This window comes from Pseudomonas sp. R3-18-08 (assembly GCF_003852065.1).
GTDB lineage: Bacteria > Pseudomonadota > Gammaproteobacteria > Pseudomonadales > Pseudomonadaceae > Aquipseudomonas.
Window position 1 is genome coordinate 1,800,588 of record NZ_CP027729.1, and the last position, 23,970, is coordinate 1,824,557.

Consider the following 23,970-nt stretch of genomic DNA (forward strand, 5'->3'; position numbering starts at 1 on the left):
TCACGGGTGCCGGCCGCCAGCCATCCCCGTGCGGCGGAGCACAGCATGATTTGGATGCAGGGGGGAGGAACCTTAGCGCGTAACACGGGCCCGCGACAATGGGCAAAGCCCGCTTTAATCCAGCACTGGCTGCACAACCGTCTCATGGGAGAACTCATTGGCGTGGCGCGATACCCAGTCGCGAGCCAGGGCTTCGAGTTGCTGGGGCGTGGCCTCGGCGGCGTCGTGCAGGCGGCAGTAGCGTTCGATCTGGCACACTTGCTCACCCATTCGTGCGCCGAACAGTGCATGTTCGTCGGCAAAACAGATGCCGATGCGATAGCCGGCCTCCGCTTTGCGGCACCACGCGACGTAGCCTGGATAGCGGGCGCTGGCGCCCAGGGAGGGGATATGCAGGTCGACCGCCGTGCCAGGGCGCCAGGCACGCGGCCAGTTGCAGGCAATGCCACCACGGCCGATAGTGCGCAGGCGTTGGGAGGGCAGGGCAGGAGAGGGACGTTGGATCAACTCGACAGCGACATCATCAGGGTGAGGTAGAAAACGACCCATGTACACGGACTCCGAACACCGTCCAATGGACGGCAGTGGCAGCAGTATAGTGAAACAACTGGAATTGACCGACCTGGATATCGACCAGCAATTGCTGGGGTTGCCAGGGTGTTCGCTGGTCGTGTTTACCAGTGTCGGTTGTTCCAGTTGCCGCTGGGCGCGCCAGCAGTTGCCGGGCTGGCGCTTGCCGGTGGGCCGGCTGTGCTGGGTGGACGCCGGGCACAACGGCGGCGCGGTCGAACGTTACCAGATCTTTCATTTGCCCGCGTTGTTCCTCGTGTGCGAGGGTCAATTTCTTGGGCAATTACAGACGCGTCTTACACCGCCCGACCTTGTCGACGCGATAAACCAGGCGCTCACCCGCACACCAGAGGATTTGCCATGACCGCACTTGCACACCCTTCGCCACGCATCGGCATCATTGGCACCGGTGCCATTGGCGGTTTCTACGGCCTGATGCTGGCGCGTGCCGGGTTCGATGTGCATTTCCTGCTGCGCAGCGAATACGCGGCGGTCCGCGAGCATGGCCTGCGCGTCAACAGTAGCGTGCATGGCAACCTGCACCTGCACCCGGTGCAAGCGTATGCCAGCCCTGCCGATATGCCGCCGTGCGATTGGCTGCTGGTGGGTACCAAATCCACCGGCAACCCCGAGCTGGCCCCGACCATCGCCCAGGTTGCGGCGCCGGACGCCAAGGTGGTGCTGCTGCAAAACGGACTGGATGTGGAAGACAGCCTGCGCGAGCACCTGCCGTCGTCGCTGCATTTGCTGGGTGGCCTGTGCTACATCGGCGTGCATCGCGCCGCGCCGGGCGTGGTCGAGCATCAAGCGCTGGGGCGGGTCAATCTGGGCTATCACAGTGGCATGGCAGCCAACGATCAAGCGCGCCAGCAAGCGATTGTCGAAGAAGGAGCCGCTCTGTTTCATCAAGCAGGCATCGAGTCGCAGGCCATGGCCAGCGTGCATCAGGCGCGCTGGCACAAGCTGGTGTGGAATGTGCCGTTCAACGGCCTCTCCGTTTTGCTGGGCACAGGGACCCGCGCAATGATGGCGGATGAGTCCAGCCGCGCGCTGATTCAAGCGCTGATGGCCGAAGTGGTACAGGGCGCTGGCGCCTGCGGCCATGACATTGCGGCAAGTTACGCCGAGCAGATGTTCGCCATGACCGAAACCATGGATGACTACCTGCCCAGCATGTACCACGACCACGCGCACAAGCGCCCGTTGGAACTGGAGGCCATCTACGCCCGACCGCTGGCTGCCGCCAAAGCGGCCGGCTGCGAATTACCGCGCATACAGGCGCTTTACCAGGCCTTGAGTTTTATTGATCGGCACACTCGCTGATTCGGGGGCAAGCACATGGCGACAGGATTGAGCGACAAACTGGTGCTGGCGATTTCATCGCGGGCCTTGTTCGATTTGAGCGAGAGCCACACGGTGTACCTCGCCGAAGGGGTTGAGCCCTATCGCAAATACCAGATCGAGCACGAGGAGGAAATCCTCGAACCCGGCGATGCCTTTCCGCTGGTCAAGAAACTGCTGAGCCTCAATGCCAGCCTCGGGCGTGCCCGTGTCGAGGTGGTCTTGGTGTCACGCAACAGCGCCGATACCGGCTTGCGAGTGTTCAACTCAATCCAGCATTACGGTCTGGATATTTCCCGCGCCGCTTTCGTCGGAGGGCGTAGTCCCTATCCGTATCTGGCCGCCTTTGGTTGCCATTTGTTTCTGTCGACCCATGCCGAGGATGTGCGCAGTGCTCTCGACGCCGGTTTTGCCGCGGCGACTATTTTGTCCGGTGGTGCGCGTCGGGCGTCGAGCGAGGAATTGCGCATCGCCTTCGATGGTGATGCGGTGCTGTTTTCCGACGAGTCCGAGCGCGTCTACCAGGCTGGCGGGTTGGAAGCATTCCAGGCCAGCGAGCGCGAGTCGGCGCGCCAGCCCTTGCATGGTGGACCGTTCAAGGGTTTCCTCGCGGCACTCAATCTGTTGCAGCGTGAGTTCGCCGATGAGGCCTGCCCGATTCGAACGGCGCTGGTCACCGCGCGCTCGGCGCCGTCCCACGAGCGGGTCATTCGGACATTGCGCGAATGGGATATCCGCCTGGATGAATCGCTGTTCCTGGGTGGCCTGGATAAATCCGCGTTCCTGGAAGCCTTCGCCGCCGATGTGTTCTTCGATGACCAGGCCGGCCATTGCGAAAGAGCCAGGCAGGTCGTGGCCACCGGGCATGTGCCGCACGGCATCAGTAATGAGTTGAAAATCCAGGGCGAGCGCTGAGTCGTACCCCCTGGGCGCTGCTAAGCTGATTTAATCTCCGCCATCCTGGCAGTCCAGGGGGTTCTATGATTCGTTCGATACTGTACGCCACGGATCTTGGCCTGTATGCGCCGTACGTCATGCAACATGCCCTGGCGTTGGCGCGAACGTTCAAGGCAGATTTGTATGTGATTCATGTGGTGGAGCCCATCGGGCTGTTCGCAGAGTCGGTGTTGCAGAGCTACCTTGATGAAAAGGCGCTCAGCGAATGGCAGAGCCAGGGGCTGAGCACGGTCATGGCAACGATCGAGCAGCGGGTGCTCGACAGCTTTCGCGAAGAGTTGGGGGACGGGGAGCAGGACCTGGAGTTGATTCGTTCGGTGCGGGTGATCCAGGGCGATCCTTGCGAGGTGATTCTCGACCAACTGCATAAACTTTCCGTGGACCTGTTGATCGTAGGGAGTCATAGCCAAGCCAGCGCGGCGGCGACACCGCTTGGGCGTACCGCCGCACGGTTGCTGCAGTTGGCGAGCGTGCCGGTTTACCTGGTGCCGTCGCTGCAACGTCGACGCAGCGATGATATGGATCGGTAAAAAAACGATAAAAAGTTCTAGATTTATATATCTTACCTTTAATATAGTTATATACCGTCGCTGATACCCGTGGCGTCTATCTGCTTTGAGGGATTCATATGAAGCTTCAACAACTGCGCTACATCTGGGAAGTGGCGCACCACGACCTCAACGTTTCCGCTACCGCTCAAAGCCTTTACACGTCGCAACCTGGTATCAGCAAGCAGATCCGCCTGCTCGAAGACGAGCTTGGCGTTGAAGTGTTCGCGCGCAGCGGCAAGCATCTGACCCGCGTCACCCCGGCCGGTGAGCGCATCATCACCACCGCCGGTGAGATCCTGCGCAAAGTCGAAAGCATCAAGCAGATCGCCCAGGAATTCTCCAACGAGAAGAAGGGCACCCTGTCGATTGCCACCACCCACACCCAGGCACGCTACGCCTTGCCGCCGGTGATCCGTGATTTCATCAAGCAATACCCGGACGTGGCGTTGCACATGCACCAGGGCTCGCCGATGCAGATCGCCGAGATGGCCGCTGATGGCACCGTCGATTTCGCGATCGCCACCGAAGCCCTGGAGCTGTTCGGTGATTTGGTGATGATGCCGTGCTACCGCTGGAATCGTTGCGTGGTCGTGCCCCAGGGCCACCCACTGGCCAAGTTGTCGAAGCTGACCCTGGAAGCCTTGGCGGAATACCCCATCGTCACCTACGTGTTTGGTTTCACTGGTCGTTCGAAGCTCGACGAAGCCTTCAGCCACCGTGGCCTCACGCCGAAAGTGGTGTTCACCGCAGCCGACGCCGACGTGATCAAGACTTACGTGCGCCTGGGCCTGGGCGTGGGCATCGTCGCCAAGATGGCGGTCGACACCCAGCTCGATAAAGACCTGGTGGTGCTCGACGCCAGCGAGCTGTTCGAGTCCAGCGTGACCAAGATCGGCTTCCGTCGTGGCACCTTCCTGCGCGGTTTCATGTGCGATTTCATCGAGAAATTCGCCCCGCACCTGACCCGCGAAGTGATGGCCAAGGCGATCCAGTGCCACAACAAGCAGGAACTCGAAGAGTTGTTCGACGGCGTTGAACTGCCGGTTCACTGATCCCTATGGCGAGGGCGCCAGCGCCCTCGCCACCGCGCTTTATCTGGCCTCGGTAACCGTGAAATGTTGCCGGGTGCCCGCCACCAGAATATCTACTTCATCCTCGACACGCTTGCCCAGCAGGCTTTTGCCCAAAGGCGAGCGCGGGGTGATGACGGTTACCGGCTGGCCGACCACTTCAACCTTCAACCCCGCAGCATCCGGCGCCAGGAACAGCCATTGCTGGCGACCGTGCTCGTCTTCCAGGCCCAGCAGCGTACCGACTTCAATCCCGCGTTGGTCATCGTACGCACGCACCTGCAGGTTCTGGCACAGCGCCAGCGACTGCTTGATCTCTTCGACCCGCTTGGCCTGGCCGGCCGCCAGATACGAAGCCTCCAGCCCCAAGGTGTCGTACTTGTTTTCTGCGATGTTCTCCTCGTGTGTCGCCGTCTCGTAGGCGGTCTGCGCGGCGCGCTGGGCGATGTCGAGGTCGGCGCAGAGTTTTTCCAGGATCAGTTGGAGGACGGCGTGTTTATTCATGATCTCTAATCGCAGAATTGCAGGACATTGGCTTTGGATTTTTCATTTGGAGCGTTCTGATCCTGTTGCAGCCAGAACTGGCATTTGGGGTTGGCCAGGTTGCGCGCATTGCTTCGGGCCTGGTCCAGGGCTTGTTGCTGCTCCTGCTTTTGCAGGTTCTGCTGGTACTGCTCGAACATACGGTTCGGCGGCTCCGGCGCGACCACGGTCGGCTTACCCAGTTGCTGCACCGCCTGGGCCACGGGTGCGAGGCTTTGCGGGAACAGGTAGCGCGATGCCAGCCAGCTGGTCAGTGCGATGGCGATAAACCCCAGCCACACGCCTGCGGCAATGGCGATACACAGCTTGAACAGCGACAGCGGACGGTCAGACATGATGGCCTCCTGGCAGGCATTGACGGCGTGGCAGCGATTGTCGCACAGCCACTGCGCAGAATAATCGCGATCAAGCCTTCTGCATCGGCGCATTTATGCGGACAATCGAGCCTTTGAGTCGTGGAGCCCGGAATGAAAGCCCGCTGGGATATTTTTTGCAGCGTCGTCGATAACTACGGCGACATCGGCGTGACCTGGCGCCTGGCCCGCCAATTGGTCGCGGAGCACGCGTGCGATGTGCGCCTGTGGGTCGATGACCTGCGCGCCTTCGAGCGCATGTGCCCACAGATCGATGTAAACCTGGCGCAGCAATGGCAAGCGGGTGTGGATGTGCGTCACTGGCCGTTTGACTGGTCGACGACGCCTGCGGCCGATGTGGTGATTGCCGCGTTCGCTTGCCAGCTGCCGCCTGACTACATGGAAGCCATGGCTGCACGCGAACGCACGCCGTTGTGGATGAACCTGGATTACCTCAGCGCCGAGGACTGGGTGGTGGGCTGTCACCGCCTGCCGTCGGTGAAGTTCAAGGGGGTGCAGAAGTACTTCTTTTTCCCGGGCTTTCGTCCGGGCACCGGCGGGCTGTTGCGCGAGGCGGGGCTGCTGCAACAGCGTCAGGCTTTTCAGCAAGATGCCGATGCGCAGCGACAATTCCTGCAAAGCCTGGGCGTATTTCCGCTAGCCGATGCGCGCCTGATCTCGCTGTTCGCCTACGAAAACGCCGGGCTCGGCAGTTGGCTGGACGTGTTGTCGACAGACGGGCATGCCACTCATCTGTTGGTGCCGGAAGGGCGCATCCTGGGTGACGTGCAGCGCTGGCTGGGCGAGGAGGGGTTGACAGCAGGGGCTGTTCACCAGCGCGGGGCCTTGACTGTGCAAGTGCTGCCGTTCGTGCGCCAGGCCCAGTACGACCTATTGCTGTGGTGCTGTGACATCAATGCCGTGCGTGGCGAAGATTCGTTCGTGCGCGCCCAGTGGGCCGGGCGCCCGTTGCTGTGGCACATCTATCGTCAGGACGAAGACATCCATCTGGACAAGCTCGATGCGTTCCTCGAGCTGTACACCGCCGCATTGTCGCCGGCGGCCAAGGCGGCGCTGGTTGCACTCTGGCAAGCCTGGAATACCGAGGGCGATATGGCCCAAACCTGGAAAATGCTGCTGGAGCACTGGCCGGAACTCAGCCAGCATGCGCAAGACTGGTGTCTGGAACAGGGCTTGCAGGCCGATCTTGCGACGGCGCTGGTACAGTTTTATGAAAGTTGGATATGATACGCCACCTTGATTTTTGTAAATCCCATCCAAATTTCGGATATATGCAATGAAAACTGGTAAAGAACTGAAACCCGGTACAGTGATCCGTCTCGAAAACGACCCTTGGCTGGTTCAGAAAGCTGAGTTCACCAAGTCTGGTCGTAACAGCGCCATCATGAAGACCAAGCTGAAGAACCTGCTGACCGGTTACAAGACCGAGATCGTCTACAGCGCCGATGACAAACTGGACGACGTGATCCTCGACCGCAAGGAAGCGACCCTGTCCTTCATCAGCGGCGACACCTACACGTTCATGGACACCACCGACTACACCATGTACGAGCTGAACGCTGAAGATATCGAAGCCGTTCTGCCGTTCATCGAAGAAGGCATGGAAGACGTCTGCGAAGCGATCTTCTTCGAAGAGCGCCTGGTTTCCGTAGAGCTGCCGACCACCATCGTGCGTAAAGTGGCCTACACCGAAGGTTCCGCTCGCGGTGACACTTCCGGCAAGGTGATGAAGCCTGCCAAGCTGAGTAACGGTACCGAGCTGCAAGTAGCCGATTTCATCGAAATCGACGACCTGATCGAGATCGACACCCGCGAAGGTGGTTCGTACAAAGGTCGCGCCAAGAAGTAATTCTGGCCCTGCCTTACGAACGGAAAAGCCCGACCATGCGTCGGGCTTTTTTGTGCCTGCGGGGTTTACTTCAGGTGTTGCTTGAGTTCGTCCGACGCTTGCAGCAATGCCGAGCGCACCGCCGGTACCTGGCTGACCACGTTCAGCAAACCGTAGTCGTGGATCATGCCGTTGTAGCGTACGGCAGTCACCGGCACGCCGGCCTGATCCAGCTTGCGGGCGTAGGCTTCACCCTCGTCACGCAGTACATCGGCGCCAGCGGTTTGCACCATCGCAGGTGGCAACCCCTTGAGTTGATCAGGGGTGGCTCGTAGTGGCGATGCGTAGATCTCGGCGCGCTGGTTGGCGTCGGTGGTGTAATTGTCCCAGAACCATTTCATCATGTTCCGGGTCAGGAAGTGTCCTTCGGCGTACTGGTTGTAGGAGCCCGTGTCGAAGTTGGCATCGGTCACCGGCCACAGCAGCAGTTGAAACTTGATCGCCGGCGTACCCTTGTCCTTGGCCATCAGGCTGACCACCGCTGCCATGTTGCCGCCGACGCTGTTGCCCGCGACTGCCAGGCGCTTGCCATCGACGTTGATCTCTTTTCCGTGCTCGGCCACCCATTTTGTTGCGCCATATGCTTGGTTGATCGCCACGGGATAATGCGCTTCCGGTGACGGCGTGTAGTTGACGAACACCGCCACTGCCCCCGAACCCGCCACCAGGTCCCGCACCAGGCGTTCATGGGTGGGGTAATCCCCCAGCACCCAACCACCGCCGTGGAAGAACATGAACACCGGCAAAGTGCCCTTTGCCCCGGCTGGACGCACAATGGTCAGGTCCAGCGGCTGGCCGTCGACCTGAATGGTCTTCTGGCTCACGTCTGCCTTGGGCAGGCTCAACTTCACCCCGGCCTGGGCACCTGTCAGCACCGCACGGGCCTGTTGGGGCGTCAATTGCTCGATGGGCTTGCCGGTGCCGGCGTTCAGCGCATCCAGGAAACCCTGGGTACTGTGCTCCACATCACCGCTAGCGGCGAAGGCGGTGCTGATGGACAGGGCAAGCAGGCTGCCGGTGAGCGCTTTAGCAAAGGTGTTCATGGTTTTCTCCGATCAGGGCGCGTGGTTAAACGGTTACGTGAAGGCGCACATCAACGTTGCCGCGAGTGGCGTTGGAGTACGGGCAGACTTGGTGGGCGGCGTCGACCAGGCTTTGCGCATCGTCTTGCGCCAGTCCTGGCAGGCTGATGTGCAGGTCGATGTCCAAGCCGAAGCCACCAGGGATCTGGCCGATGCCCACATGGGCGGTGATCGAAGCGTCATCCGGGATCTTGCGTTTGGTTTGGCTGGCGACGAATTTCAGCGCGCCGATAAAGCAGGCCGAGTAGCCGGCAGCGAACAGCTGTTCAGGGTTGGTGGCTTGGCCGCCAGCGCCGCCCAATTCCTTGGGGGTGGAGAGTTTGACGTCGAGGATGTTGTCGCTGGAGACAGCGCGACCATCACGGCCGCCGGTGGCGGTGGCTACTGCGGTATAGAGCGTTTGCATGGTGTCGTCCTCTGTGTTGTTAGCGCTAAATGTTTGCGCGCTAAGTAGTTGGTGAGATGAATGTATAGCGCTAATGTTTAGCGCGCAAGATAAATTTATAAATATTTCTCGGGCGATGGGAAAACGCTGTGGGAAGGGCTCGCCCTCATGCCAGTCAGTTAAGAAGTAGGAAGGGTAAAAAATAACCTGTGGCGAGGGAGCTTGCTCCCGCTGGACTGCGCAGCAGTCCCATTGTGGGGGCCGCTTCGCGGCCCAGCGGGAGCAAGCTCCCTCGCCACAGGTACAGTGTTCGCCCTTGACTGACTGGCATTGGGGCTTGCCCCTCCCGCGTTCAGTATTTTTGCTTCTTCAGATTGCGTTCTGCAGGTTGCTGCGCAGGGCAATCAAATCCGCCTGCAGCTTGCGTAACTGCGCCAGTTCCAGTCCGCTGGCCCCCAGGATGCACTGGGGAATGTCCATCGCCCGGTCCTGCAGCGCCCGCCCGGCGTCGGTCAACTCCACTACCACCACGCGTTCGTCTTCGCGGCTGCGGGTGCGGCTCAACAGGCCTTCGGCTTCAAGGCGCTTGAGCAGTGGGGTCAGGGAGCCGGGGTCGGTGAGCAGGCGATTGCTGATTTCACCGACGGTCAAACCATCTTCTTCCCACAGCACCATCATGGCCAGGTACTGCGGATAAGTCAGGCCGAGCGCCTGGAGGAGAGGCTTGTAGACCTTGGTCATCAGCAGCGAGGTGGAATGCAACGCGAAACATAGCTGGTTATCCAGCATCAAGGATTCGCAGGGTGTGGGATTCTTGCTCATGGCTGTGCCTCGAAAAAAGCCTGTATGGGCTGGAATCTAGCGGGCAAATCTTTAATGCACCAGATAATTCTATCCGGACGGTCAGACCATGGTGCTTCGCAGCGCCAGATCCCAGGGTGGCACCGGGCTGAAACGGGACTTCAGGTATTCCAGCAGCAATCGGCTGCGCGCATTGGGTTGTTGTTCCAGGCGTAGCGCGTAAATGCCAGTGGTTTCCGGGCTGGGCAAGCCGTTTTCACAAAACAGGGGCAAGAGTTCACCGCGCACCAGGTATTCGCTGGCCAGCCATGTCGGCAGGTGCGCAATACCCAACCCCGCCAGGGCGCCGCTGAGCAGAGCTTCGGCATTGTTGGCACTCATACGGATACGGCGAGGGCGGTAGATGGCACGGCGCCCGTCCAGTTCGAAGCGCCAGGCGAACATCGGCGCCAACCCGTCCCAATCCAGGCCGTCATGTTCGCTCAGTTCCTGCGGGTGCGTCGGCGTACCGCGGCTTTTCAGGTAGCCCGGACTGGCGCAGGCGATGCGCACGATACTGGCGAGCGGCGTGGCGATCAGCCGGGTGTCGGCAATATGCCCGGCGCGCAGTACCAGGTCGACCTTGCCCAAATGCGCACCCTGCATATCAACAAAGCTGTCGATCAAATGCAGGTGCACATCCAGCCCAGGGTACACCTTCAAAAAATCTGCAATCACCGGCGCCAGGTGTCGTCGCCCGAAAGCCGCCGGTGCATCCATGCGGATCAGGCCTTCCGGCGCATGGCTCAACGACACTGCTTCGGCGCGCGCCAATTGCAATTCACTCACAATCCGTCGCGCCCGCTCGGCAAACGCCAGGCCGGCGGGGGTGGGCACCACGGCATGGGTGCTGCGCTGGAACAGGCGGCTGCCGACTGAGTTTTCCAGGCTGTCGATACGCCGCGCCACGGCCGAAGGGGTCAGCGGATGGCGGCGTGCAGCGGCGGAAAAGCTGCCGGTTTCGAGTACATCGAGAAACAGGCCCAGTTGGTCGGTGAGGGTATTGGGATTCATCGGCTCATGCTTATGCGAGGTTGGCACAACCATTGTGCGTTGCTGTGCGTTTCCGTGCCAGGGCCGACTGCGTAGCATGCAAGGCTTGGGATGACGGAGTAGCGAGCGGTGTTGGATTTAGCGATGTACCTGGTATTGGGCGCAGCCCTTGGCACAGTGGGCGGCTTGTTTGGCATTGGAGGCGGGCTGATTGCCATCCCCGTGCTGGGGGTGCTGTTCGGCCTGGACCAGCAGATCGCCCAAGGCACTGCGCTGGTCATGGTAGTACCCAACGTGATGCTGGCCCTGTGGCGCTATCACCAGCGCAACCGCATCGAGCTGCGCCACGCCTTGCCGCTGGGTGTGATGGGCTTCAGCTTTGCCTGGCTTGGATCGATCTGGGCGGTAGGCCTGGATGCCGGGGCGATGCGGATTGGGTTTATCGTGTTTTTGGTGGTGCTGGCGGCCTACAACCTGTTGCGCATGTTCACCCGTAACGCACCGCCGACCGCGCACATGCGCTATTCCTGGCCCTGGTTGGGGGTACTCGGCGCAGCGTCGGGCGCCATGGGCGGGCTGTTTGGCGTGGGTGGCGCGGTGGTTGCCACGCCGGTGCTGACCAGCGTTTTCGGCACCACCCAAGTCGTCGCCCAAGGCTTGTCCCTTGCGTTGGCGCTGCCCAGCACCGGAGTGACGCTGGTCACCTACGCCTGGCACCACCAGGTGGACTGGCTGATCGGCGTGCCGTTGGCGGTGGGCGGACTGCTCAGTATCAGCTGGGGCGTGAAAGTTGCTCATGCGCTGCCCGAGCGCGTATTGCGTGGCCTGTTCTGCGGCTTCCTGGTGGTATGCGCGGTGATGCTGACCTTTAAAGTCTGAAGCCTTCGAGGATGTAGTCGGCCAGGCATTCGGTGATGGGCGACGTCATCTGCGGATTGCGCAACAAGCGCAGGTGCATCGACGGCAAGGGTGGGAAGCCTTCGTCGCTGCCGAGTACGCGCAGGTCCGGGGGCACCAGGCTTTCCATGCTGATCATCGCCGCCAGGCCGGCACTGACGACTGCCAGGATCGCCGCGCCGTTAGAGCTGTGATAGGCCAGGCGATAATCCCTTCCGGCCGCATCCAGCGCCGCCCGCGCCCACTGCGTGTAAACGCAGTCGTCGCCGGAAACCGCCAGCGGCATGGCGTCATGCTCGTCCACGCAGAAACACGGCGAGGCGGCCCACACCATGCGCTCAGTGCGCAGGAATTCACCGAGATCATTGCCGGGCTCGCGGCTGATCACGGTCAGTGCCAGGTCCCGGCGCTGCATCAGCACCATTGACGACTCGCAGTGCAGTTCGATCTGGATCAGCGGGTAAGCCTTGGAAAACTGCTTGAGGATGCCCGGCAGGAAGCGCATCACGTAATCGTCCGGCGTGCCGATGCGCACCAGGCCCACCATATGCGGCTCGCGCAGGGTGTTGAAAACTTCGCTGTGCAATTTCAGGATGCGCCGCGCATAACCCAGCAACACTTGGCCCTCCGGGGTCAGCCGCACCTGACGGCCATCGCGTTCGAACAGCTTGCGCTGCAGCACGTCTTCTTCCAGGCGTTTCATCTGCATGCTCACCGCCGACTGGGTGCGGTTGACCAGCTCGCCTGCCCGGGTAAAACCGCCCTGATCGGCGATGGCGACGAAGGTGCGCAGCACTTCGGTGTCGATGCTGGGGTACGTGGACAATTGATCAATCTCCGAGATGTGTTTCATAAGAAACATTCGTTGGATTGATCATATGCCCAGGCACACACTGGCGTCATCCCCACTGGAGGGCGAGAAGATGAAAGGTCAAACAGATGTTGTATTGATGGCAAAGTGGCCGCTTTCCGGGCTTCTTCATACGATTTCGCGTTGGCAGGCGCTGCATCGTGAACGCCAGATGCTGGCGGGCATGAGCGACGACGCGCTCAAGGATATCGGTCTTAACCGTATCGATGTCGAGCAGGAAATCCATCGACATTTCTGGGAAGACCCGCTGCGAAAGTAACCGGGAATACAGTAGGGTAGGACGCGCGTATTCAAGGAGCTACCCATGCCCGCCGTCCTGTCCTTTTCCCTCAAGCAAGCACGACGCATGGCGCTGGCAGCCCAGGGGTTTTCCGGGCGCCAGCCGCCAGCACAGATAAAAGCCGCGCACCTCAACCGTGTGATCGAGCGCCTCGGTGTGCTGCAGATCGATTCGGTCAATGCCGTGGTGCGCTCCCATTACCTGCCGCTGTTTTCCCGGTTGGGTCGTTATTCTCCCTTGATGCTCGAACAGGCTGCCTGGAGCCAGGGGCGGCAGCGCTCGCTGTTCGAATATTGGGGGCACGAAGCCTCGTTGCTGCCCATGGCGCTGTACCCAATGATGCGCTGGCGCATGGAGCGGGCCAAACAAGGGCAGGGGATCTACGCGCAAATGGCGCGATTCGGGCGTGAGCAGCAGGGCACTGTCCAGCGCGTACTGCGCGCCGTCGAAGAGCAGGGCGCCTTGGGCGCGGGCAGTTTGTCGACCCGCGAGGTGCGTGCCGGGTCATGGTGGGATTGGAGCGACGAGAAGCACGCGTTGGAATGGCTGTTCGCGGCCGGTCTAGTCACCGTTGCCGGGCGGCGTGGCTTTGAGCGCCTCTATGATTTGCCCGAACGGGTACTCCCCGCCGAAATCCTTCAAGCCAACCTGAGCGAAGCCGAGGCCCAGCGGGGCTTGTTGTTGCACAGCGCAACCGCCCTCGGAGTGGCCACTGAAAAAGACCTGCGCGATTACTTTCGCCTCGACCCCGTCGACAGCCGCCAGCGCCTGGCCGAGCTGATCGAGGATGTGCAGCTGCTGAACTGTCAGGTGCAAGGCTGGAAGCAGCCGGCGTATTGCTTGCCGGCACCCAAAGTGCCACGCAACGTGCCGGCCAGCGCCTTGCTGTCGCCCTTTGATTCGTTGATCTGGGAGCGTGCCCGTACCGAGCGCCTGTTCGATTTCCGTTACCGGCTGGAAATTTACACCCCGCAACACAAGCGGGTGTACGGCTACTACGTACTGCCGTTTTTGCACAACGAGCGGATCGCTGCGCGCGTCGACGTGCGCGCCGAACGAGCCAACGGGTGCCTGGCGGTGCATGCGGTGCACGAGGAAGATCGGGGGCTGGATGAGCAGGGGATGTTGGCGTTGGCGCTGAACCTGCGGCAGATGGCCGATTGGTTGGGGCTGCAACAGGTCGTGCTCAATTGCCAGCGGCCGAGCGCCGCGCGGTTACGGGTGGCAATGCTCGGTCTGGAGGCTGGTCTTTAGGGCGCCATCGGGGGCAAGCCCCTCCCACAGGGAATGCATTTCACATGTGGGAGGGGGCTTGCCCCCGATTGGCGTCAGTCCAGTCGACAACAATCTAACGCTTGACCTGTTTCAAGGTTTCGGCAATCAAAAACGCCAGTTCCAGCGACTGATCAGCATTCATCCGCGGGTCGCAGTGGGTGTGATAGCGGTCCGACAAACCGTCCTCGGTGATCGGCCGTGCGCCGCCAATGCACTCGGTGACGTTCTGCCCGGTCATCTCGATATGAATGCCGCCGGCATAGCTGCCTTCAGCCTGGTGTACCTGGAAGAACTCTTTCACTTCGCCGAGGATCTGCGCAAAGTCGCGGGTCTTGTAGCCGCTGCTGGCCTTGATGGTGTTGCCATGCATCGGGTCGCAGCTCCACAGCACGTGCTTGCCTTCGCGCTGCACCGCGCGAATCAGGTCAGGCAGGTGGTTGCCGACCTTATTGGCGCCCATGCGTGCGATCAGGTTCAAGCGGCCAGGGTCGTTGTCCGGGTTGAGGATGTCGATCAGGCGGATCAGGTCGTCCGGGTTCATGCTCGGGCCGACCTTGACCCCGATCGGGTTGTTCACCCCGCGCAGGAACTCGACGTGGGCGCCATCCAGCTGACGAGTACGGTCGCCGATCCAGAGCATATGGGCAGAGCAGTCGTAGTAGTCGTTGGTCAGGCTGTCACGGCGCACGAAGGCTTCTTCATAGTTGAGCAGCAACGCTTCGTGAGCGGTGAAGAAGCTGGTCTCGCGCAGTTGCGGCGAATCGTCCATGCCGCAGGCGCGCATGAAGGCCAGGGTCTCGTCGATGCGGTCGGCCAGTTGGCTGTACTTTTCGGCCAGCGCGGAGTTGGCAATGAAGTCCAGGTTCCACTTGTGTACCTGGTGCAGGTCAGCGAAGCCACCCTGGGCAAACGCGCGCAGCAGGTTGAGGGTGGCGGTGGACTGGTGGTAGCTCTGCAACAGGCGGTCCGGGTCCGGGACGCGGCTCTTTTCGTCGAAGCCGATACCATTGACGATATCGCCGCGGTAGGCGGGCAGGGTAACGCCGTCGATGGTTTCATCGTTGGACGAGCGCGGCTTGGCGAACTGGCCGGCCATGCGCCCGACCTTCACCACCGGGCAGCCGGCGGCGAAGGTCATGACGATCGCCATCTGCAGCAGCACCTTGAAGGTGTCGCGGATTTTTGCGGCGGAAAACTCGGCAAAGCTCTCGGCGCAGTCACCGCCTTGCAGCAGGAAGGCGCGACCCTGGGTGACTTCGGCAAACTGACGACGCAATTCGCGGGCTTCCCCGGCAAACACCAGCGGCGGGTAACTGGCCAGGCTCTGCTCCACTTGCAGCAGGTGCGCGGCATCCGGGTACCGGGGTTGTTGCTGGATCGGCAGGGCACGCCAGCTGTCGGGGCTCCAGGGTTGGCTCATCATGCACTCGTTGGGTAGGTTGACGTTCGGGCATCAATGTTAGCAGCAATTAGTGCGTGACCTGCTGCCGTCGCTTGGCCGACAATCGCGCACTTTGCCCCGCAGCCAACCCGTTAGGAGTAGTGATGAGCGAGGAGCGTGTCGAGCGCCTGCTGGCCGAAGTCCATGATGATTTCGGCATGATCCGTGTGTTGGAAGTGGCCGATTACCGTTTTCTCGAATTTGGCGATGCCATCGAGCAAAGCTGCGTGTTCACCGCCGACCCGAGCTGGCTGGAGTATGACTACACCCGCGCCATGTTGGTCGGTGCGTTGTGCCATGAGCAGCCGGAGAGCGCGCTGTTCCTTGGCCTTGGCGCCGGCACGCTGACCCAGGCCTGCCTCAAGTTCCTGGCGCTTGAGGACGTCGAAGCCATCGAGCTGCGCCCCGACGTACCGCGCCTGGCGATTGAATATCTGGGCCTGGACGATGATCCACGCCTGTATATCCGTATCGGCGATGCCCTGGAGTTGCTCGACAGCGCCGAATCGGCCGACCTGATCTTCGTCGACCTGTATACCGACGTGGGGCCTGGCGTCGGTCACCTGGCCTGGACGTTCCTGGAGAACTGTCAGAAAAAGCTCAATCCCGGCGGTTGGCTGGTGATCAACCAGTGGGCCACCGATGATGGCAAGCCGCTGGGTGCGGCGTTGTTGCGCGGGTTGTATCACCGGCATTACTGGGAACTGCCGGTGAAGGAGGGCAACGTGATCCTGCTGGTGCCTTCGGAGCTGGATCAGGAGCTGGACCTGGATGCGCTGTCCGCTCGCGCCGAGGCCTTGGCGCCGCGACTGGGGTATTCGTTGCAGGCGTTGATCAAGGTGATTCGGCCGGCGACCTAGGCGTCTGTTCTGGCGCTATCGGGGGCAACCCCCTCCCATAGTTGAAACGCGTTCCAATGTGGGAGGGGGCTTGCTCCCGATGAGGCCGGCACTGCCCACTCAAATACCCTTGAACACCCCAGGCCGCTTCTCGATCATCGCCCGCACACCTTCCTTGGCATCTTCGCTGTTCAGCAGTTTGTTCACCATCGGTGGCAACGCGGCGGCCGCCACGGTCTCGCCTTCCTTGTGCGCCAATCGCGCCGACATCAACGTTGCCTGCACCCCAAGCGGCGCCTGGCGCGCGATGCGATTGGCCAGCTCGATGGCGCGGGGCAGCAGGTCTTCGCTGGCCATCACTTCCTGCACCAGGCCCAGGCGCAGGGCTTCATGGGCGTCGAACTCGTCGCCGGTCAGCAGCCAGCGCATCGCATTGCCCCAGCCGGCGATCTGATGAAAGCGTAATGTCGCACCGCCAAACGGAAAGATCCCACGCTGCACTTCCATCTGCGCAAAGCGCGTGTTGCTCGCGCAAAGATTGATATCCGCCGCCAGCATCAGCTCGATGCCGATGGTCAGGCAGTAGCCATGGGCGGCCACGATCACCGGTTTATTGACCCTGGGGCCTGCGAACACGCCCCAGGGGTCGCAGCCGCCCAGGGGCGGTTGCCAGCCTCCCGCCATGACGCCGCTGACATTGGCCAGGTCGAGCCCGGCGGTGAAGTGGTCGCCATGGGCAAACACCACGGCAACCCGCGCGTCATCGTTTCGATCAAAATCGCCATAGGCCATGCTCAGTTCGTTGAGCAGGTCGAGGTCGAAAGCATTGCGCTTTGCCACTCGGTCCAGCCCCAGCAACAGGACATGGCCCTGGAGTTCACGGGTAACGCGGCTGGTGCTGGCTTGATTCATCGGGGGTGCCCTCGGGGCGCGGATTGAGGTTTCAGACCAAGGGGCAGGCCTGGACAGGTGAACCGTTTAAGCGTGATGACCAACTGGGCCGGGCCTTTGCAAAATAGACCCTGGCGCAGTTATCTGCAAAGGCTGTAACGCAGCACGGTTTATCGGTGCTTTGCGATAAAAAAAGCTCCCTTTTTCAGCTATTTCCGGTATAGTGCGCGCCGGCCTTTAACCGGGCCGCGTTTAGGTAGCGCAATTCCCCGAAGTCAGCTTCGGCTGCACGTCCGCACAGCGGACTCTTCCTTGACGAATCTTTTTCATTCATTCGTTTTCGCAAATCCCCGCCGACAAAGCAGCCAGGGCGACTCTTGAGTCTCAACACGGCATGCGCAGCTTTGGAGCATGGGTCTTTGCGGATGCACTTAGAGGCAGACCCATGACCCAGGAAACCGGCGGCTTCGCCGCTTTTAATCTTAATCCGAACATTCTCGCCGCCGTCATCGCGACTGGCTACGAAGAACCTTCGGCTATTCAGCAGCAATCGATCCCGATCATCATGGCCGGCCAGGACATGATTGGCCAGGCGCAGACCGGTACCGGTAAAACCGCCGCGTTCGCCCTGCCTATCCTGCACTGCATCGATCCTGCCAAGCGCGAACCGCAAGCCCTGATCCTGGCGCCAACCCGTGAGTTGGCGCTGCAAGTAGCAACCGCTTTCGAAACCTACGCCAAGCAAATGCCAGGTGTAACCGTTGTGGCCGTTTACGGCGGCGCGCCTATGGGCCCACAACTGAAAGCCATCCGTAACGGCGCACAGATCGTTGTCGCCACCCCGGGCCGTCTGTGCGACCACTTGCGTCGCGACGAGAAAGTCCTGTCGACCGTGAACCACCTGGTTCTCGACGAAGCCGACGAAATGTTGAAGCTGGGCTTCATGGATGACCTGGAAGTCATCTTCAAGGCCTTGCCACCAACCCGTCAGACCGTACTGTTCTCGGCCACCCTGCCGCAGTCGATCCGTGCCATTGCCGAACGCCACCTGCGCGATCCGCAACACGTGAAGATCCAGACCAAGACCCAGACCGTTACCGCGATCGAACAGGCTCACCTGTTGGTTCACGCTGACCAGAAGACCTCGGCTGTATTGAGCCTGCTGGAAGTCGAAGACTTCGACGCCTTGATCATGTTCGTGCGCACCAAGCAAGCGACCCTGGACCTGGCCAGTGCCCTGGAAGCCAAAGGCTACAAGGCCGCTGCGCTGAACGGTGACATCGCCCAGAACCAGCGTGAGCGCGTGATCGACTCCCTCAAGGATGGCCGCCTGGACATCGTTGTGGCGACCGACGTTGCCGCCCGTGGCCTCGACGTTCCACGCATCACCCACGTGTTCAACGTTGATATGCCGTACGACCCAGAGTCCTATGTTCACCGTATCGGCCGTACCGGCCGTGCCGGTCGCGAAGGTCGTGCCCTGCTGCTGGTAACGCCGCGTGAGCGCCGCATGCTGCAGGTCATCGAGCGTGTCACCGGCCAGAAAGTGGCCGAGGTTCGCCTTCCGGATGCCCAGGCCGTTCTCGATGCCCGCATCAAGAAACTGACCAACAGCCTGGCGCCACTGGTGGCTGACGCTGAATCGACCCACGGCGAACTGCTGGACCGCCTGACCGCCGATATCGGTTGCACCCCGCGTGCCCTGGCTGCAGCGTTGCTGCGCAAGGCTACCAACGGTCAGGCACTGACCCTGGCAGCGATCGAGAAAGAACGCCCGCTGGTACCGAACAACGCGCCACGCGGTGATCGTCCAGAACGTACCGGCGACCGTCCGGACCGTGGTGATCGTGAGCGTCGTGCTCCGGTTCCATTGGCTGAAGGCCGTGCTCGTTGCCGTACTGCGCTGGGCGCGCGTGACGGTATCGCTGCCAAGAACCTGCTGGGCGCTATCCTCAACGAGGGTGGCCTGGCACGTGAAGCCATCGGTCGTATCCAGGTCCGTGACAGCTTCTCCCTGGTGGAGCTGCCGGAAGACGGTCTGGAAAAACTGCTGGCCAAGCTCAAAGACACACGCGTTGCCGGCAAGCAGTTGAAGCTGCGTCGCTACCGCGAAGATTGATCCGCCCTTGGGCTGATTGATCGCACATAAAAAATCCCCGACTGGTTCGGGGATTTTTTTTGCCTGGGATTCAGGCAGTGCACCTGTGTTAGCCAAAGCGATAGATGTCCATGCCCAAGGCGCCGAGGGTGAAGCCCTGATGCGCCACGCTGAAATCACCGCCCGCACCTCGCGCAAAGTAAAGCGGCAACAAATGCTCGTCGCTGGGGTGGCTGCGCACTGCATGGGGCGCCAGGAGGCGATAGTCATGCAAGGCTGTTTCGTCACCGGCAGCGAGTTTTTCGACTACCCAGTCGCGAAAGGCTTGCGCCCATGGCGTGATGGTTTCCGGCCCGGCGCGCCAGTCCAGCTCACCGAGATTATGGGTGATGCTGCCGGAGCCGATCAGTAGCACACCTTGATCGCGCAGACTGCAGAGGGCATTTCCAACCCGGGTTTGAAAAGCCGGACCCATGCGGCTTGGCAGGGAAACTTGCACCACCGGGATATCCGCCGCCGGGTACATCAGCGACAGGGGCACCCAGGTGCCATGGTCGAAGGGCCGTTGGTTGTCGACTTGTGCAGTCAGGCCGTCAGCCTGCAATAACTCGGCAATTTCATTCGCCAGCCGTGGATCACCCGGCGCAGGGTATTGCACCGCAAACAGTTCGCGAGGGAAGCCGCCGAAGTCGTGCCAGGTTTCGGGCGCGGCGCTGCCACTGACCAGCAGTCCGTGGCTTTCCCAATGCGCCGATACCACCACAATCGCCTTTGGCCGTGGCAGCGCGGCAGCCAGAGCCTGCAGCGCCGGGCCGCTGGCGCCGGGTTGCAGAGCCAGCATCGGGGAGCCATGGGAGATAAACAGGCTGGGGAGCATAAGAAGAGTCCTGAAGATTAATATCGGGCTATCTTCATTCAGATCATTAATCGAGATCTAATATAAGATTTAGTGTCTTTTAATCGATTTTTCGGGGTGATGCATGGACGCCAAAATTTGGCAGGAACGCTGGGCAACCAATCAGATCGGTTTTCATCAGACCGACGTTAATCCTTACTTGCAGCGGCATTGGTCAACGTTGGCCCTGGTCGATGGTGCCAGGGTTTTCGTGCCTTTGTGTGGCAAGAGCCTGGACATGAAGTGGTTGGCGGATCGCGGGCATCGCGTGATGGGTGTGGAGGTATCGGATAAAGCCGTTGAGGCATTCTTCAGCGAACAGGGACTTACGCCGCAGATCGATCAGAGAGGCGTGTTCAAGGTGTATCAGGCGGGCCTGATCGAAGTGTGGTGCGGTGACTTCTTCGCCCTTGACGCAAGTGCTGTGGCTGATTGCGTGGCGTTGTATGACCGTGCGGCACTGATCGCCTTGCCGCAGCCAATGCGCTCGCGATACACCAAGCATCTCGATACCCTGCTGACTCCCGTCTGTGAGGGGCTGTTGATCACTGTCGATTACGACCAGGCGCAAAGGGCTGGCCCGCCCTTCGCTGTCCCGGATGAGGAGGTGCAGTCGCTGCTGGGCCCGCACTGGAATGTGGTCACGCTGCAAGAGCGGGACATTTTGAGTGAAAGCAGCAAATTCAGGGCGGATGGCGTTACTCGGCTTGATGAGCGTGTTTATCGCCTGACCAGGCGGTAAATCACGCCCACGAAAAAGGGGCGATCCAATCGCCCCTTTCTGTGTTGCCCTGCGCTATCAGCCGCGACGACGCAATGCGTCAATCCGCTCTTCCAGCGGTGGGTGGCTCATGAACAGGCGAGCCAGGCCCTGCTTGACGCCGCCGTTGATGCCGAAGGCGGTCAGGCTGTCCGGCATATGCACCGGCAGGCCTTGTTCGGAGCGCAGGCGTTGCAGTGCGCCGATCATCGCGCTGGTGCCCGCCAGGCGCGCGCCGGCTTCGTCTGCGCGGAACTCACGTTTACGCGAGAACCACATTACGATGGCGCTTGCCAGGAAGCCCAGGACCAGCTCGGCGAAGATGGTTGCCACGAAGTAGGCGATACCGCGGCCTTCTTCGTTCTTGAAGATCACCTTGTCGACGAAGTTGCCGATGATTCGCGCAAAGAACATCACGAAGGTGTTCACCACGCCCTGGACCAGCGCCAGGGTGACCATGTCGCCGTTGGCCACGTGGCCGATCTCGTGGGCCAGCACCGCCTTGACTTCGTCGGGCGAAAAACGCTCCAGGAGCCCCTGGCTGACAGCGACCAGCGCGTCGTTCTTGTTCCAGCCGGTGGCGAAGGCGTTGGCCTCATAAGCAGGGAAAATCCCCACCTCGGGCATTTTGATGCCTGCTTCTTGAGACAACTGCTCCACGGTTTGCATCAGCCATTGTTCATGGCGAGTGCGTGGTTGAGTGATGATCTGGGTGCTGGTGCTCATTTTCGCCATCCACTTGGAGATGAACAGCGAGAACAGCGAACCGGCAAAACCGAAGACCGCACAGAAAATCAGCAGCTGATTGAGGTTCAGATCAACCCCGTTGGCCGCCATGAACCCGTCGAAGCCAAAAAGGCTCAGGGTGACGCTGGCAATCAGTACGACCGCCAGGTTAGTGGCCAAGAACAGCAGGATGCGCATCATGGTTGTAGAATTCTCCTCATGCTTAATATGTCGCTTACTGCGGGGTATATAAGGTGCGGCATGGGGTGATTCAACCGAGCGACTATTTCAAACTGTGTCCTACAGCGAAAATGTAGCGCCTTGAAGGGATTTTCCCACAACAATTAGCCTTGCCGGTTCGCCGCCAAGCGTGTCGCACCCCCGTTAACGCTAGGGTAGGGCACCTGGCGCGGTGCTATCACCCCGTTCGAGGTCGCCCGCGCCAGAGAAGTGTTGCCAGATAATCGCTGTACGACCAAATGCAGGTCGTACGGCATCATTTGCGTTACTGGCGATAGGACTTCAGGAAGTTGCCGATGCGACCGATCGCCATATCCAGTTCATCCACGCGCGGCAACGTCACCACGCGGAAGTGATCCGGCCACGGCCAGTTGAAGGCGGTGCCTTGCACCACCAGCAGCTTTTCCGACAACAGCAGGTCGAGCACGAACTTTTCGTCGTTGAGGATCGGGCAGACTTTCGGATCGATCCGCGGGAACGCGTACAACGCACCCATGGGCTTTACGCAACTGACGCCCGGGATCGCGTTGAGCAACTCCCAGGTGCGGTTACGTTGCTCCAGCAAACGACCTTGGGGCAGTACCAGGTCGTTGATGCTCTGGTAGCCGCCGAGGGCGGTCTGGATCGCGTGCTGGCTCGGCACGTTGGCGCACAGGCGCATGTTGGCCAGCATGTCGATGCCCTCGATATAGCTCTGGGCGTTGTGCTTGGGCCCGGAAATGGCGATCCAGCCGGAGCGGAATCCCGCCACGCGGTAGGACTTGGACAGGCCGTTGAAGGTCAGGCACAGCAGGTCTGGCGCGAGGGAGGCGGTGCACACGTGGACGGCGTCATCGTAGAGGATCTTGTCGTAGATCTCGTCGGAGAACACCACAAGGTTGTGTTGGCGCGCCAGTTCGAGCATGCCCAGCAGCACTTCCCTGGAGTACACGGCACCGGTGGGGTTGTTCGGGTTGATGATCACCAGGGCTTTGGTGTTGGGGGTGATCTTGGCCTTGATATCGGCCAGGTCCGGGAACCAGTCGGCCCCTTCGTCGCACAGGTAGTGCACCGGGTGGCCACCGGCCAGGGTCACGGCGGCGGTCCACAACGGATAATCCGGCGCCGGCACCAGCACTTCGTCGCCGTTGTTGAGCAAGGCCTGCAGCGACATCACAATCAGCTCGGACACGCCATTGCCCAGGTAGATGTCTTCAATCCCGACACCTTCCACCTGTTTTTGCTGGTAATACTGCATCACCGCCTTGCGCGCGCTGAACAGGCCCTTGGAGTCACTGTAGCCTTGGGCCATGGGCAGGTTGCGGATCACGTCCTGGAGGATTTCGTCTGGCGCTTCGAAACCAAAGGGCGCCGGGTTGCCGATGTTCAGCTTGAGGATGCGATGGCCTTCCTCTTCCAGGCGTTTGGCGTGCTTGAGCACCGGGCCGCGAATGTCATAGCAGACGTTGGCGAGCTTGTTCGATTTGCTGACCTGCATGGTGATGTGATCCTGAAAATGAACGATCCAGACGGCACAGGCACTACCGTACTGTGAATCCCGTGCGGCTCGCACCCATAAATACGTTTGAATGGTGATGGCGCGGGTGCCAGACTGGCGTTTTGAAGAGGCGCAATCATACGTGCCGCCTGATCCACGGAAAAGACACAGATCAGGGTTTTTCAGTTGCCGAGGTGTACCGATGGAAAAGCTGCAGAAAACCATTGAAGAATGGAAAGCGATGCTCGACCCGGAGCAATACAACGTGTGTCGGCTCAAAGGCACCGAGCGGCCGTTCTCCGGCAAGTACAACGAGACCAAGACCGACGGCGTGTACCATTGCATTTGCTGCAATGAACCGTTGTTCGATTCCAAGGCCAAGTTTGACTCGGGCTGCGGCTGGCCCAGCTTCTACGAGCCGATTGCCGATAGCGCGATGGTCGAGATCCGTGACGTCAGCCACGGCATGATCCGCACCGAAGTCACCTGCGCCAAGTGCGACGCGCACCTGGGACATGTGTTCCCGGACGGTCCGCCACCGACCGGGCTGCGCTACTGCATCAACTCGGTGTGCCTGGACCTGGTGCCGCGCTAGGCGAGTACCCGCTCGGTCAAAATGTGGGCGGGGGCTCGCTCCCCCCACGTGCGGCCCTGGGTTGATTGCACATCATCATCGCCGTCAATTG

27 protein-coding genes are annotated in these 23,970 nt (G+C 60.8%); 14 read left to right on the plus strand and 13 right to left on the minus strand.

Annotated elements, in window-relative coordinates; translation table 11 throughout:
• Positions 1-114: 114 nt before the first annotated feature.
• A complete protein-coding gene (locus tag C4J92_RS08225) occupies positions 115-549 on the minus strand; it encodes a PilZ domain-containing protein (RefSeq protein WP_124403509.1) in 435 nt (144 codons plus the stop codon).
• Between C4J92_RS08225 and C4J92_RS08230 the strand changes: the two genes are divergently transcribed.
• From C4J92_RS08230 to cysB, 5 genes are all read left to right on the plus strand, one after another.
• The gene (locus C4J92_RS08230) at positions 548-934 is read left to right on the plus strand and encodes a thioredoxin (protein ID WP_124403510.1); all 387 of its coding nucleotides are present in this window, start codon (positions 548-550) and stop codon (positions 932-934) included. The genes C4J92_RS08225 and C4J92_RS08230 overlap by 2 nt on opposite strands.
• The gene (locus C4J92_RS08235) at positions 931-1,893 is read left to right on the plus strand and encodes a putative 2-dehydropantoate 2-reductase (protein WP_124403511.1); all 963 of its coding nucleotides are present in this window, start codon (positions 931-933) and stop codon (positions 1,891-1,893) included. The genes C4J92_RS08230 and C4J92_RS08235 overlap by 4 nt, the downstream gene beginning before the upstream one ends.
• Positions 1,894-1,908: 15 nt before the next feature.
• Entirely contained in the window at positions 1,909-2,826 is a 918-nt protein-coding gene (locus C4J92_RS08240; RefSeq protein WP_124361901.1) for a 5'-nucleotidase, read from the plus strand.
• A 65-nt stretch (positions 2,827-2,891) separates the two neighbouring features.
• Positions 2,892-3,398 (plus strand): universal stress protein, encoded by a 507-nt coding sequence (locus C4J92_RS08245; RefSeq protein ID WP_124403512.1) that lies wholly within the window; start codon positions 2,892-2,894, stop codon positions 3,396-3,398.
• A gap of 98 nt (positions 3,399-3,496) precedes the next feature.
• Entirely contained in the window at positions 3,497-4,471 is a 975-nt protein-coding gene (gene cysB, locus C4J92_RS08250; protein WP_124370121.1) for an HTH-type transcriptional regulator CysB, read from the plus strand.
• Positions 4,472-4,510: 39 nt separating this feature from the next.
• Here the strand turns inward: cysB and C4J92_RS08255 are convergent, their stop codons facing one another.
• Positions 4,511-4,993, minus strand: a complete 483-nt coding sequence (locus tag C4J92_RS08255) for a GreA/GreB family elongation factor (RefSeq protein ID WP_124403513.1) — start codon at positions 4,991-4,993, stop codon at positions 4,511-4,513.
• Between the two features lie 5 nt (positions 4,994-4,998).
• Positions 4,999-5,367 carry a hypothetical protein gene (locus C4J92_RS08260; RefSeq protein WP_124366375.1) on the minus strand — a complete coding sequence of 123 codons (369 nt, stop codon included), beginning with the start codon at positions 5,365-5,367 and terminating at the stop codon, positions 4,999-5,001.
• A 132-nt stretch (positions 5,368-5,499) separates the two neighbouring features.
• On the opposite strand from C4J92_RS08260, the gene earP reads away from it, so the two are divergent.
• A complete protein-coding gene (gene earP / locus C4J92_RS08265; protein ID WP_124403514.1) occupies positions 5,500-6,633 on the plus strand; it encodes an elongation factor P maturation arginine rhamnosyltransferase EarP in 1,134 nt (377 codons plus the stop codon).
• A gap of 49 nt (positions 6,634-6,682) precedes the next feature.
• A complete protein-coding gene (locus C4J92_RS08270) occupies positions 6,683-7,255 on the plus strand; it encodes an elongation factor P (RefSeq protein ID WP_003172723.1) in 573 nt (190 codons plus the stop codon).
• A 65-nt stretch (positions 7,256-7,320) separates the two neighbouring features.
• On the opposite strand, the gene C4J92_RS08275 is transcribed toward C4J92_RS08270, so the two are convergent.
• The 4 genes from C4J92_RS08275 to C4J92_RS08295 form a co-directional block, all read right to left on the minus strand.
• The gene (locus C4J92_RS08275) at positions 7,321-8,337 is read right to left on the minus strand and encodes an alpha/beta hydrolase (protein WP_124403515.1); all 1,017 of its coding nucleotides are present in this window, start codon (positions 8,335-8,337) and stop codon (positions 7,321-7,323) included.
• Between the two features lie 25 nt (positions 8,338-8,362).
• Positions 8,363-8,782, minus strand: coding sequence for an organic hydroperoxide resistance protein (locus C4J92_RS08280; protein ID WP_010176159.1), 420 nt, complete (start codon positions 8,780-8,782; stop codon positions 8,363-8,365).
• Positions 8,783-9,130: 348 nt separating this feature from the next.
• A complete protein-coding gene (locus tag C4J92_RS08290) occupies positions 9,131-9,583 on the minus strand; it encodes a MarR family winged helix-turn-helix transcriptional regulator (RefSeq protein ID WP_124403517.1) in 453 nt (150 codons plus the stop codon).
• An 81-nt stretch (positions 9,584-9,664) separates the two neighbouring features.
• A complete protein-coding gene (locus C4J92_RS08295; RefSeq protein ID WP_124403518.1) occupies positions 9,665-10,615 on the minus strand; it encodes a LysR family transcriptional regulator in 951 nt (316 codons plus the stop codon).
• Positions 10,616-10,723: 108 nt separating this feature from the next.
• Here C4J92_RS08295 and C4J92_RS08300 point away from each other — a divergent pair, with 108 nt between their 5' ends.
• The gene (locus tag C4J92_RS08300; RefSeq protein WP_124403519.1) at positions 10,724-11,473 is read left to right on the plus strand and encodes a sulfite exporter TauE/SafE family protein; all 750 of its coding nucleotides are present in this window, start codon (positions 10,724-10,726) and stop codon (positions 11,471-11,473) included.
• Here the strand turns inward: C4J92_RS08300 and C4J92_RS08305 are convergent.
• Complete coding sequence (locus tag C4J92_RS08305; protein ID WP_124403520.1) at positions 11,463-12,344, minus strand: LysR family transcriptional regulator; 882 nt, start codon at positions 12,342-12,344, stop codon at positions 11,463-11,465. The genes C4J92_RS08300 and C4J92_RS08305 overlap by 11 nt on opposite strands.
• 70 nt (positions 12,345-12,414) lie before the next feature.
• Here C4J92_RS08305 and C4J92_RS08310 point away from each other — a divergent pair, with 70 nt between their 5' ends.
• Positions 12,415-12,621 carry a DUF1127 domain-containing protein gene (locus C4J92_RS08310; RefSeq protein WP_164487521.1) on the plus strand — a complete coding sequence of 69 codons (207 nt, stop codon included), beginning with the start codon at positions 12,415-12,417 and terminating at the stop codon, positions 12,619-12,621.
• Between the two features lie 45 nt (positions 12,622-12,666).
• Positions 12,667-13,896 (plus strand): winged helix-turn-helix domain-containing protein, encoded by a 1,230-nt coding sequence (locus C4J92_RS08315; RefSeq protein ID WP_124403521.1) that lies wholly within the window; start codon positions 12,667-12,669, stop codon positions 13,894-13,896.
• 94 nt (positions 13,897-13,990) lie between these two features.
• Here C4J92_RS08315 and C4J92_RS08320 read toward each other — a convergent pair whose 3' ends face one another.
• Entirely contained in the window at positions 13,991-15,337 is a 1,347-nt protein-coding gene (locus tag C4J92_RS08320) for a class II 3-deoxy-7-phosphoheptulonate synthase (protein ID WP_124403522.1), read from the minus strand.
• A gap of 125 nt (positions 15,338-15,462) precedes the next feature.
• On the opposite strand from C4J92_RS08320, the gene C4J92_RS08325 reads away from it, so the two are divergent.
• Positions 15,463-16,218, plus strand: coding sequence for a spermidine synthase (locus tag C4J92_RS08325; RefSeq protein ID WP_124366385.1), 756 nt, complete (start codon positions 15,463-15,465; stop codon positions 16,216-16,218).
• 99 nt (positions 16,219-16,317) lie between these two features.
• Here the strand turns inward: C4J92_RS08325 and C4J92_RS08330 are convergent, their stop codons facing one another.
• Complete coding sequence (locus C4J92_RS08330; protein ID WP_124403523.1) at positions 16,318-17,109, minus strand: crotonase/enoyl-CoA hydratase family protein; 792 nt, start codon at positions 17,107-17,109, stop codon at positions 16,318-16,320.
• A 424-nt stretch (positions 17,110-17,533) separates the two neighbouring features.
• Here C4J92_RS08330 and C4J92_RS08340 point away from each other — a divergent pair, with 424 nt between their 5' ends.
• The gene (locus C4J92_RS08340) at positions 17,534-19,207 is read left to right on the plus strand and encodes a DEAD/DEAH box helicase (protein WP_124366387.1); all 1,674 of its coding nucleotides are present in this window, start codon (positions 17,534-17,536) and stop codon (positions 19,205-19,207) included.
• 88 nt (positions 19,208-19,295) lie between these two features.
• On the opposite strand, the gene C4J92_RS08345 is transcribed toward C4J92_RS08340, so the two are convergent.
• Positions 19,296-20,063: a class III extradiol ring-cleavage dioxygenase gene (locus tag C4J92_RS08345; RefSeq protein ID WP_124403524.1), complete on the minus strand. Its 768-nt coding sequence runs from the start codon at positions 20,061-20,063 to the stop codon at positions 19,296-19,298.
• A gap of 103 nt (positions 20,064-20,166) precedes the next feature.
• Here C4J92_RS08345 and C4J92_RS08350 point away from each other — a divergent pair, with 103 nt between their 5' ends.
• Positions 20,167-20,823, plus strand: a complete 657-nt coding sequence (locus C4J92_RS08350; RefSeq protein WP_124403525.1) for a thiopurine S-methyltransferase — start codon at positions 20,167-20,169, stop codon at positions 20,821-20,823.
• Positions 20,824-20,880: 57 nt separating this feature from the next.
• Here the strand turns inward: C4J92_RS08350 and htpX are convergent, their stop codons facing one another.
• Together htpX and C4J92_RS08360 are read right to left on the minus strand one after the other, a co-directional pair.
• On the minus strand, positions 20,881-21,768 hold the full coding sequence (gene htpX, locus C4J92_RS08355; RefSeq protein ID WP_124361920.1) for a protease HtpX: 888 nt from the start codon (positions 21,766-21,768) through the stop codon (positions 20,881-20,883).
• Between the two features lie 304 nt (positions 21,769-22,072).
• Positions 22,073-23,284 (minus strand): pyridoxal phosphate-dependent aminotransferase, encoded by a 1,212-nt coding sequence (locus C4J92_RS08360; RefSeq protein ID WP_124403526.1) that lies wholly within the window; start codon positions 23,282-23,284, stop codon positions 22,073-22,075.
• A gap of 202 nt (positions 23,285-23,486) precedes the next feature.
• Here C4J92_RS08360 and msrB point away from each other — a divergent pair, with 202 nt between their 5' ends.
• On the plus strand, positions 23,487-23,879 hold the full coding sequence (msrB, locus tag C4J92_RS08365) for a peptide-methionine (R)-S-oxide reductase MsrB (RefSeq protein WP_124403527.1): 393 nt from the start codon (positions 23,487-23,489) through the stop codon (positions 23,877-23,879).
• Positions 23,880-23,970: the final 91 nt, after the last annotated feature.

What these genes read in the sequence shown, in the direction of transcription:
- C4J92_RS08230 (WP_124403510.1), top strand. Translation starts at nt 548, where the DNA reads ATGTACACGGACTCCGAACACCGTCCAATGGACGGCAGTGGCAGCAGT.
- C4J92_RS08225 (WP_124403509.1), bottom strand. Translation starts at nt 549, where the DNA reads ATGGGTCGTTTTCTACCTCACCCTGATGATGTCGCTGTCGAGTTGATC.
- C4J92_RS08235 (WP_124403511.1), top strand. Translation starts at nt 931, where the DNA reads ATGACCGCACTTGCACACCCTTCGCCACGCATCGGCATCATTGGCACC.
- C4J92_RS08240 (WP_124361901.1), top strand. Translation starts at nt 1,909, where the DNA reads ATGGCGACAGGATTGAGCGACAAACTGGTGCTGGCGATTTCATCGCGG.
- C4J92_RS08245 (WP_124403512.1), top strand. Translation starts at nt 2,892, where the DNA reads ATGATTCGTTCGATACTGTACGCCACGGATCTTGGCCTGTATGCGCCG.
- cysB (WP_124370121.1), top strand. Translation starts at nt 3,497, where the DNA reads ATGAAGCTTCAACAACTGCGCTACATCTGGGAAGTGGCGCACCACGAC.
- C4J92_RS08255 (WP_124403513.1), bottom strand. Translation starts at nt 4,993, where the DNA reads ATGAATAAACACGCCGTCCTCCAACTGATCCTGGAAAAACTCTGCGCC.
- C4J92_RS08260 (WP_124366375.1), bottom strand. Translation starts at nt 5,367, where the DNA reads ATGTCTGACCGTCCGCTGTCGCTGTTCAAGCTGTGTATCGCCATTGCC.
- earP (WP_124403514.1), top strand. Translation starts at nt 5,500, where the DNA reads ATGAAAGCCCGCTGGGATATTTTTTGCAGCGTCGTCGATAACTACGGC.
- C4J92_RS08270 (WP_003172723.1), top strand. Translation starts at nt 6,683, where the DNA reads ATGAAAACTGGTAAAGAACTGAAACCCGGTACAGTGATCCGTCTCGAA.
- C4J92_RS08275 (WP_124403515.1), bottom strand. Translation starts at nt 8,337, where the DNA reads ATGAACACCTTTGCTAAAGCGCTCACCGGCAGCCTGCTTGCCCTGTCC.
- C4J92_RS08280 (WP_010176159.1), bottom strand. Translation starts at nt 8,782, where the DNA reads ATGCAAACGCTCTATACCGCAGTAGCCACCGCCACCGGCGGCCGTGAT.
- C4J92_RS08290 (WP_124403517.1), bottom strand. Translation starts at nt 9,583, where the DNA reads ATGAGCAAGAATCCCACACCCTGCGAATCCTTGATGCTGGATAACCAG.
- C4J92_RS08295 (WP_124403518.1), bottom strand. Translation starts at nt 10,615, where the DNA reads ATGAATCCCAATACCCTCACCGACCAACTGGGCCTGTTTCTCGATGTA.
- C4J92_RS08305 (WP_124403520.1), bottom strand. Translation starts at nt 12,344, where the DNA reads ATGAAACACATCTCGGAGATTGATCAATTGTCCACGTACCCCAGCATC.
- C4J92_RS08310 (WP_164487521.1), top strand. Translation starts at nt 12,415, where the DNA reads ATGAAAGGTCAAACAGATGTTGTATTGATGGCAAAGTGGCCGCTTTCC.
- C4J92_RS08315 (WP_124403521.1), top strand. Translation starts at nt 12,667, where the DNA reads ATGCCCGCCGTCCTGTCCTTTTCCCTCAAGCAAGCACGACGCATGGCG.
- C4J92_RS08320 (WP_124403522.1), bottom strand. Translation starts at nt 15,337, where the DNA reads ATGAGCCAACCCTGGAGCCCCGACAGCTGGCGTGCCCTGCCGATCCAG.
- C4J92_RS08325 (WP_124366385.1), top strand. Translation starts at nt 15,463, where the DNA reads ATGAGCGAGGAGCGTGTCGAGCGCCTGCTGGCCGAAGTCCATGATGAT.
- C4J92_RS08330 (WP_124403523.1), bottom strand. Translation starts at nt 17,109, where the DNA reads ATGAATCAAGCCAGCACCAGCCGCGTTACCCGTGAACTCCAGGGCCAT.
- C4J92_RS08340 (WP_124366387.1), top strand. Translation starts at nt 17,534, where the DNA reads ATGACCCAGGAAACCGGCGGCTTCGCCGCTTTTAATCTTAATCCGAAC.
- C4J92_RS08345 (WP_124403524.1), bottom strand. Translation starts at nt 20,063, where the DNA reads ATGCTCCCCAGCCTGTTTATCTCCCATGGCTCCCCGATGCTGGCTCTG.
- C4J92_RS08350 (WP_124403525.1), top strand. Translation starts at nt 20,167, where the DNA reads ATGGACGCCAAAATTTGGCAGGAACGCTGGGCAACCAATCAGATCGGT.
- htpX (WP_124361920.1), bottom strand. Translation starts at nt 21,768, where the DNA reads ATGATGCGCATCCTGCTGTTCTTGGCCACTAACCTGGCGGTCGTACTG.
- C4J92_RS08360 (WP_124403526.1), bottom strand. Translation starts at nt 23,284, where the DNA reads ATGCAGGTCAGCAAATCGAACAAGCTCGCCAACGTCTGCTATGACATT.
- msrB (WP_124403527.1), top strand. Translation starts at nt 23,487, where the DNA reads ATGGAAAAGCTGCAGAAAACCATTGAAGAATGGAAAGCGATGCTCGAC.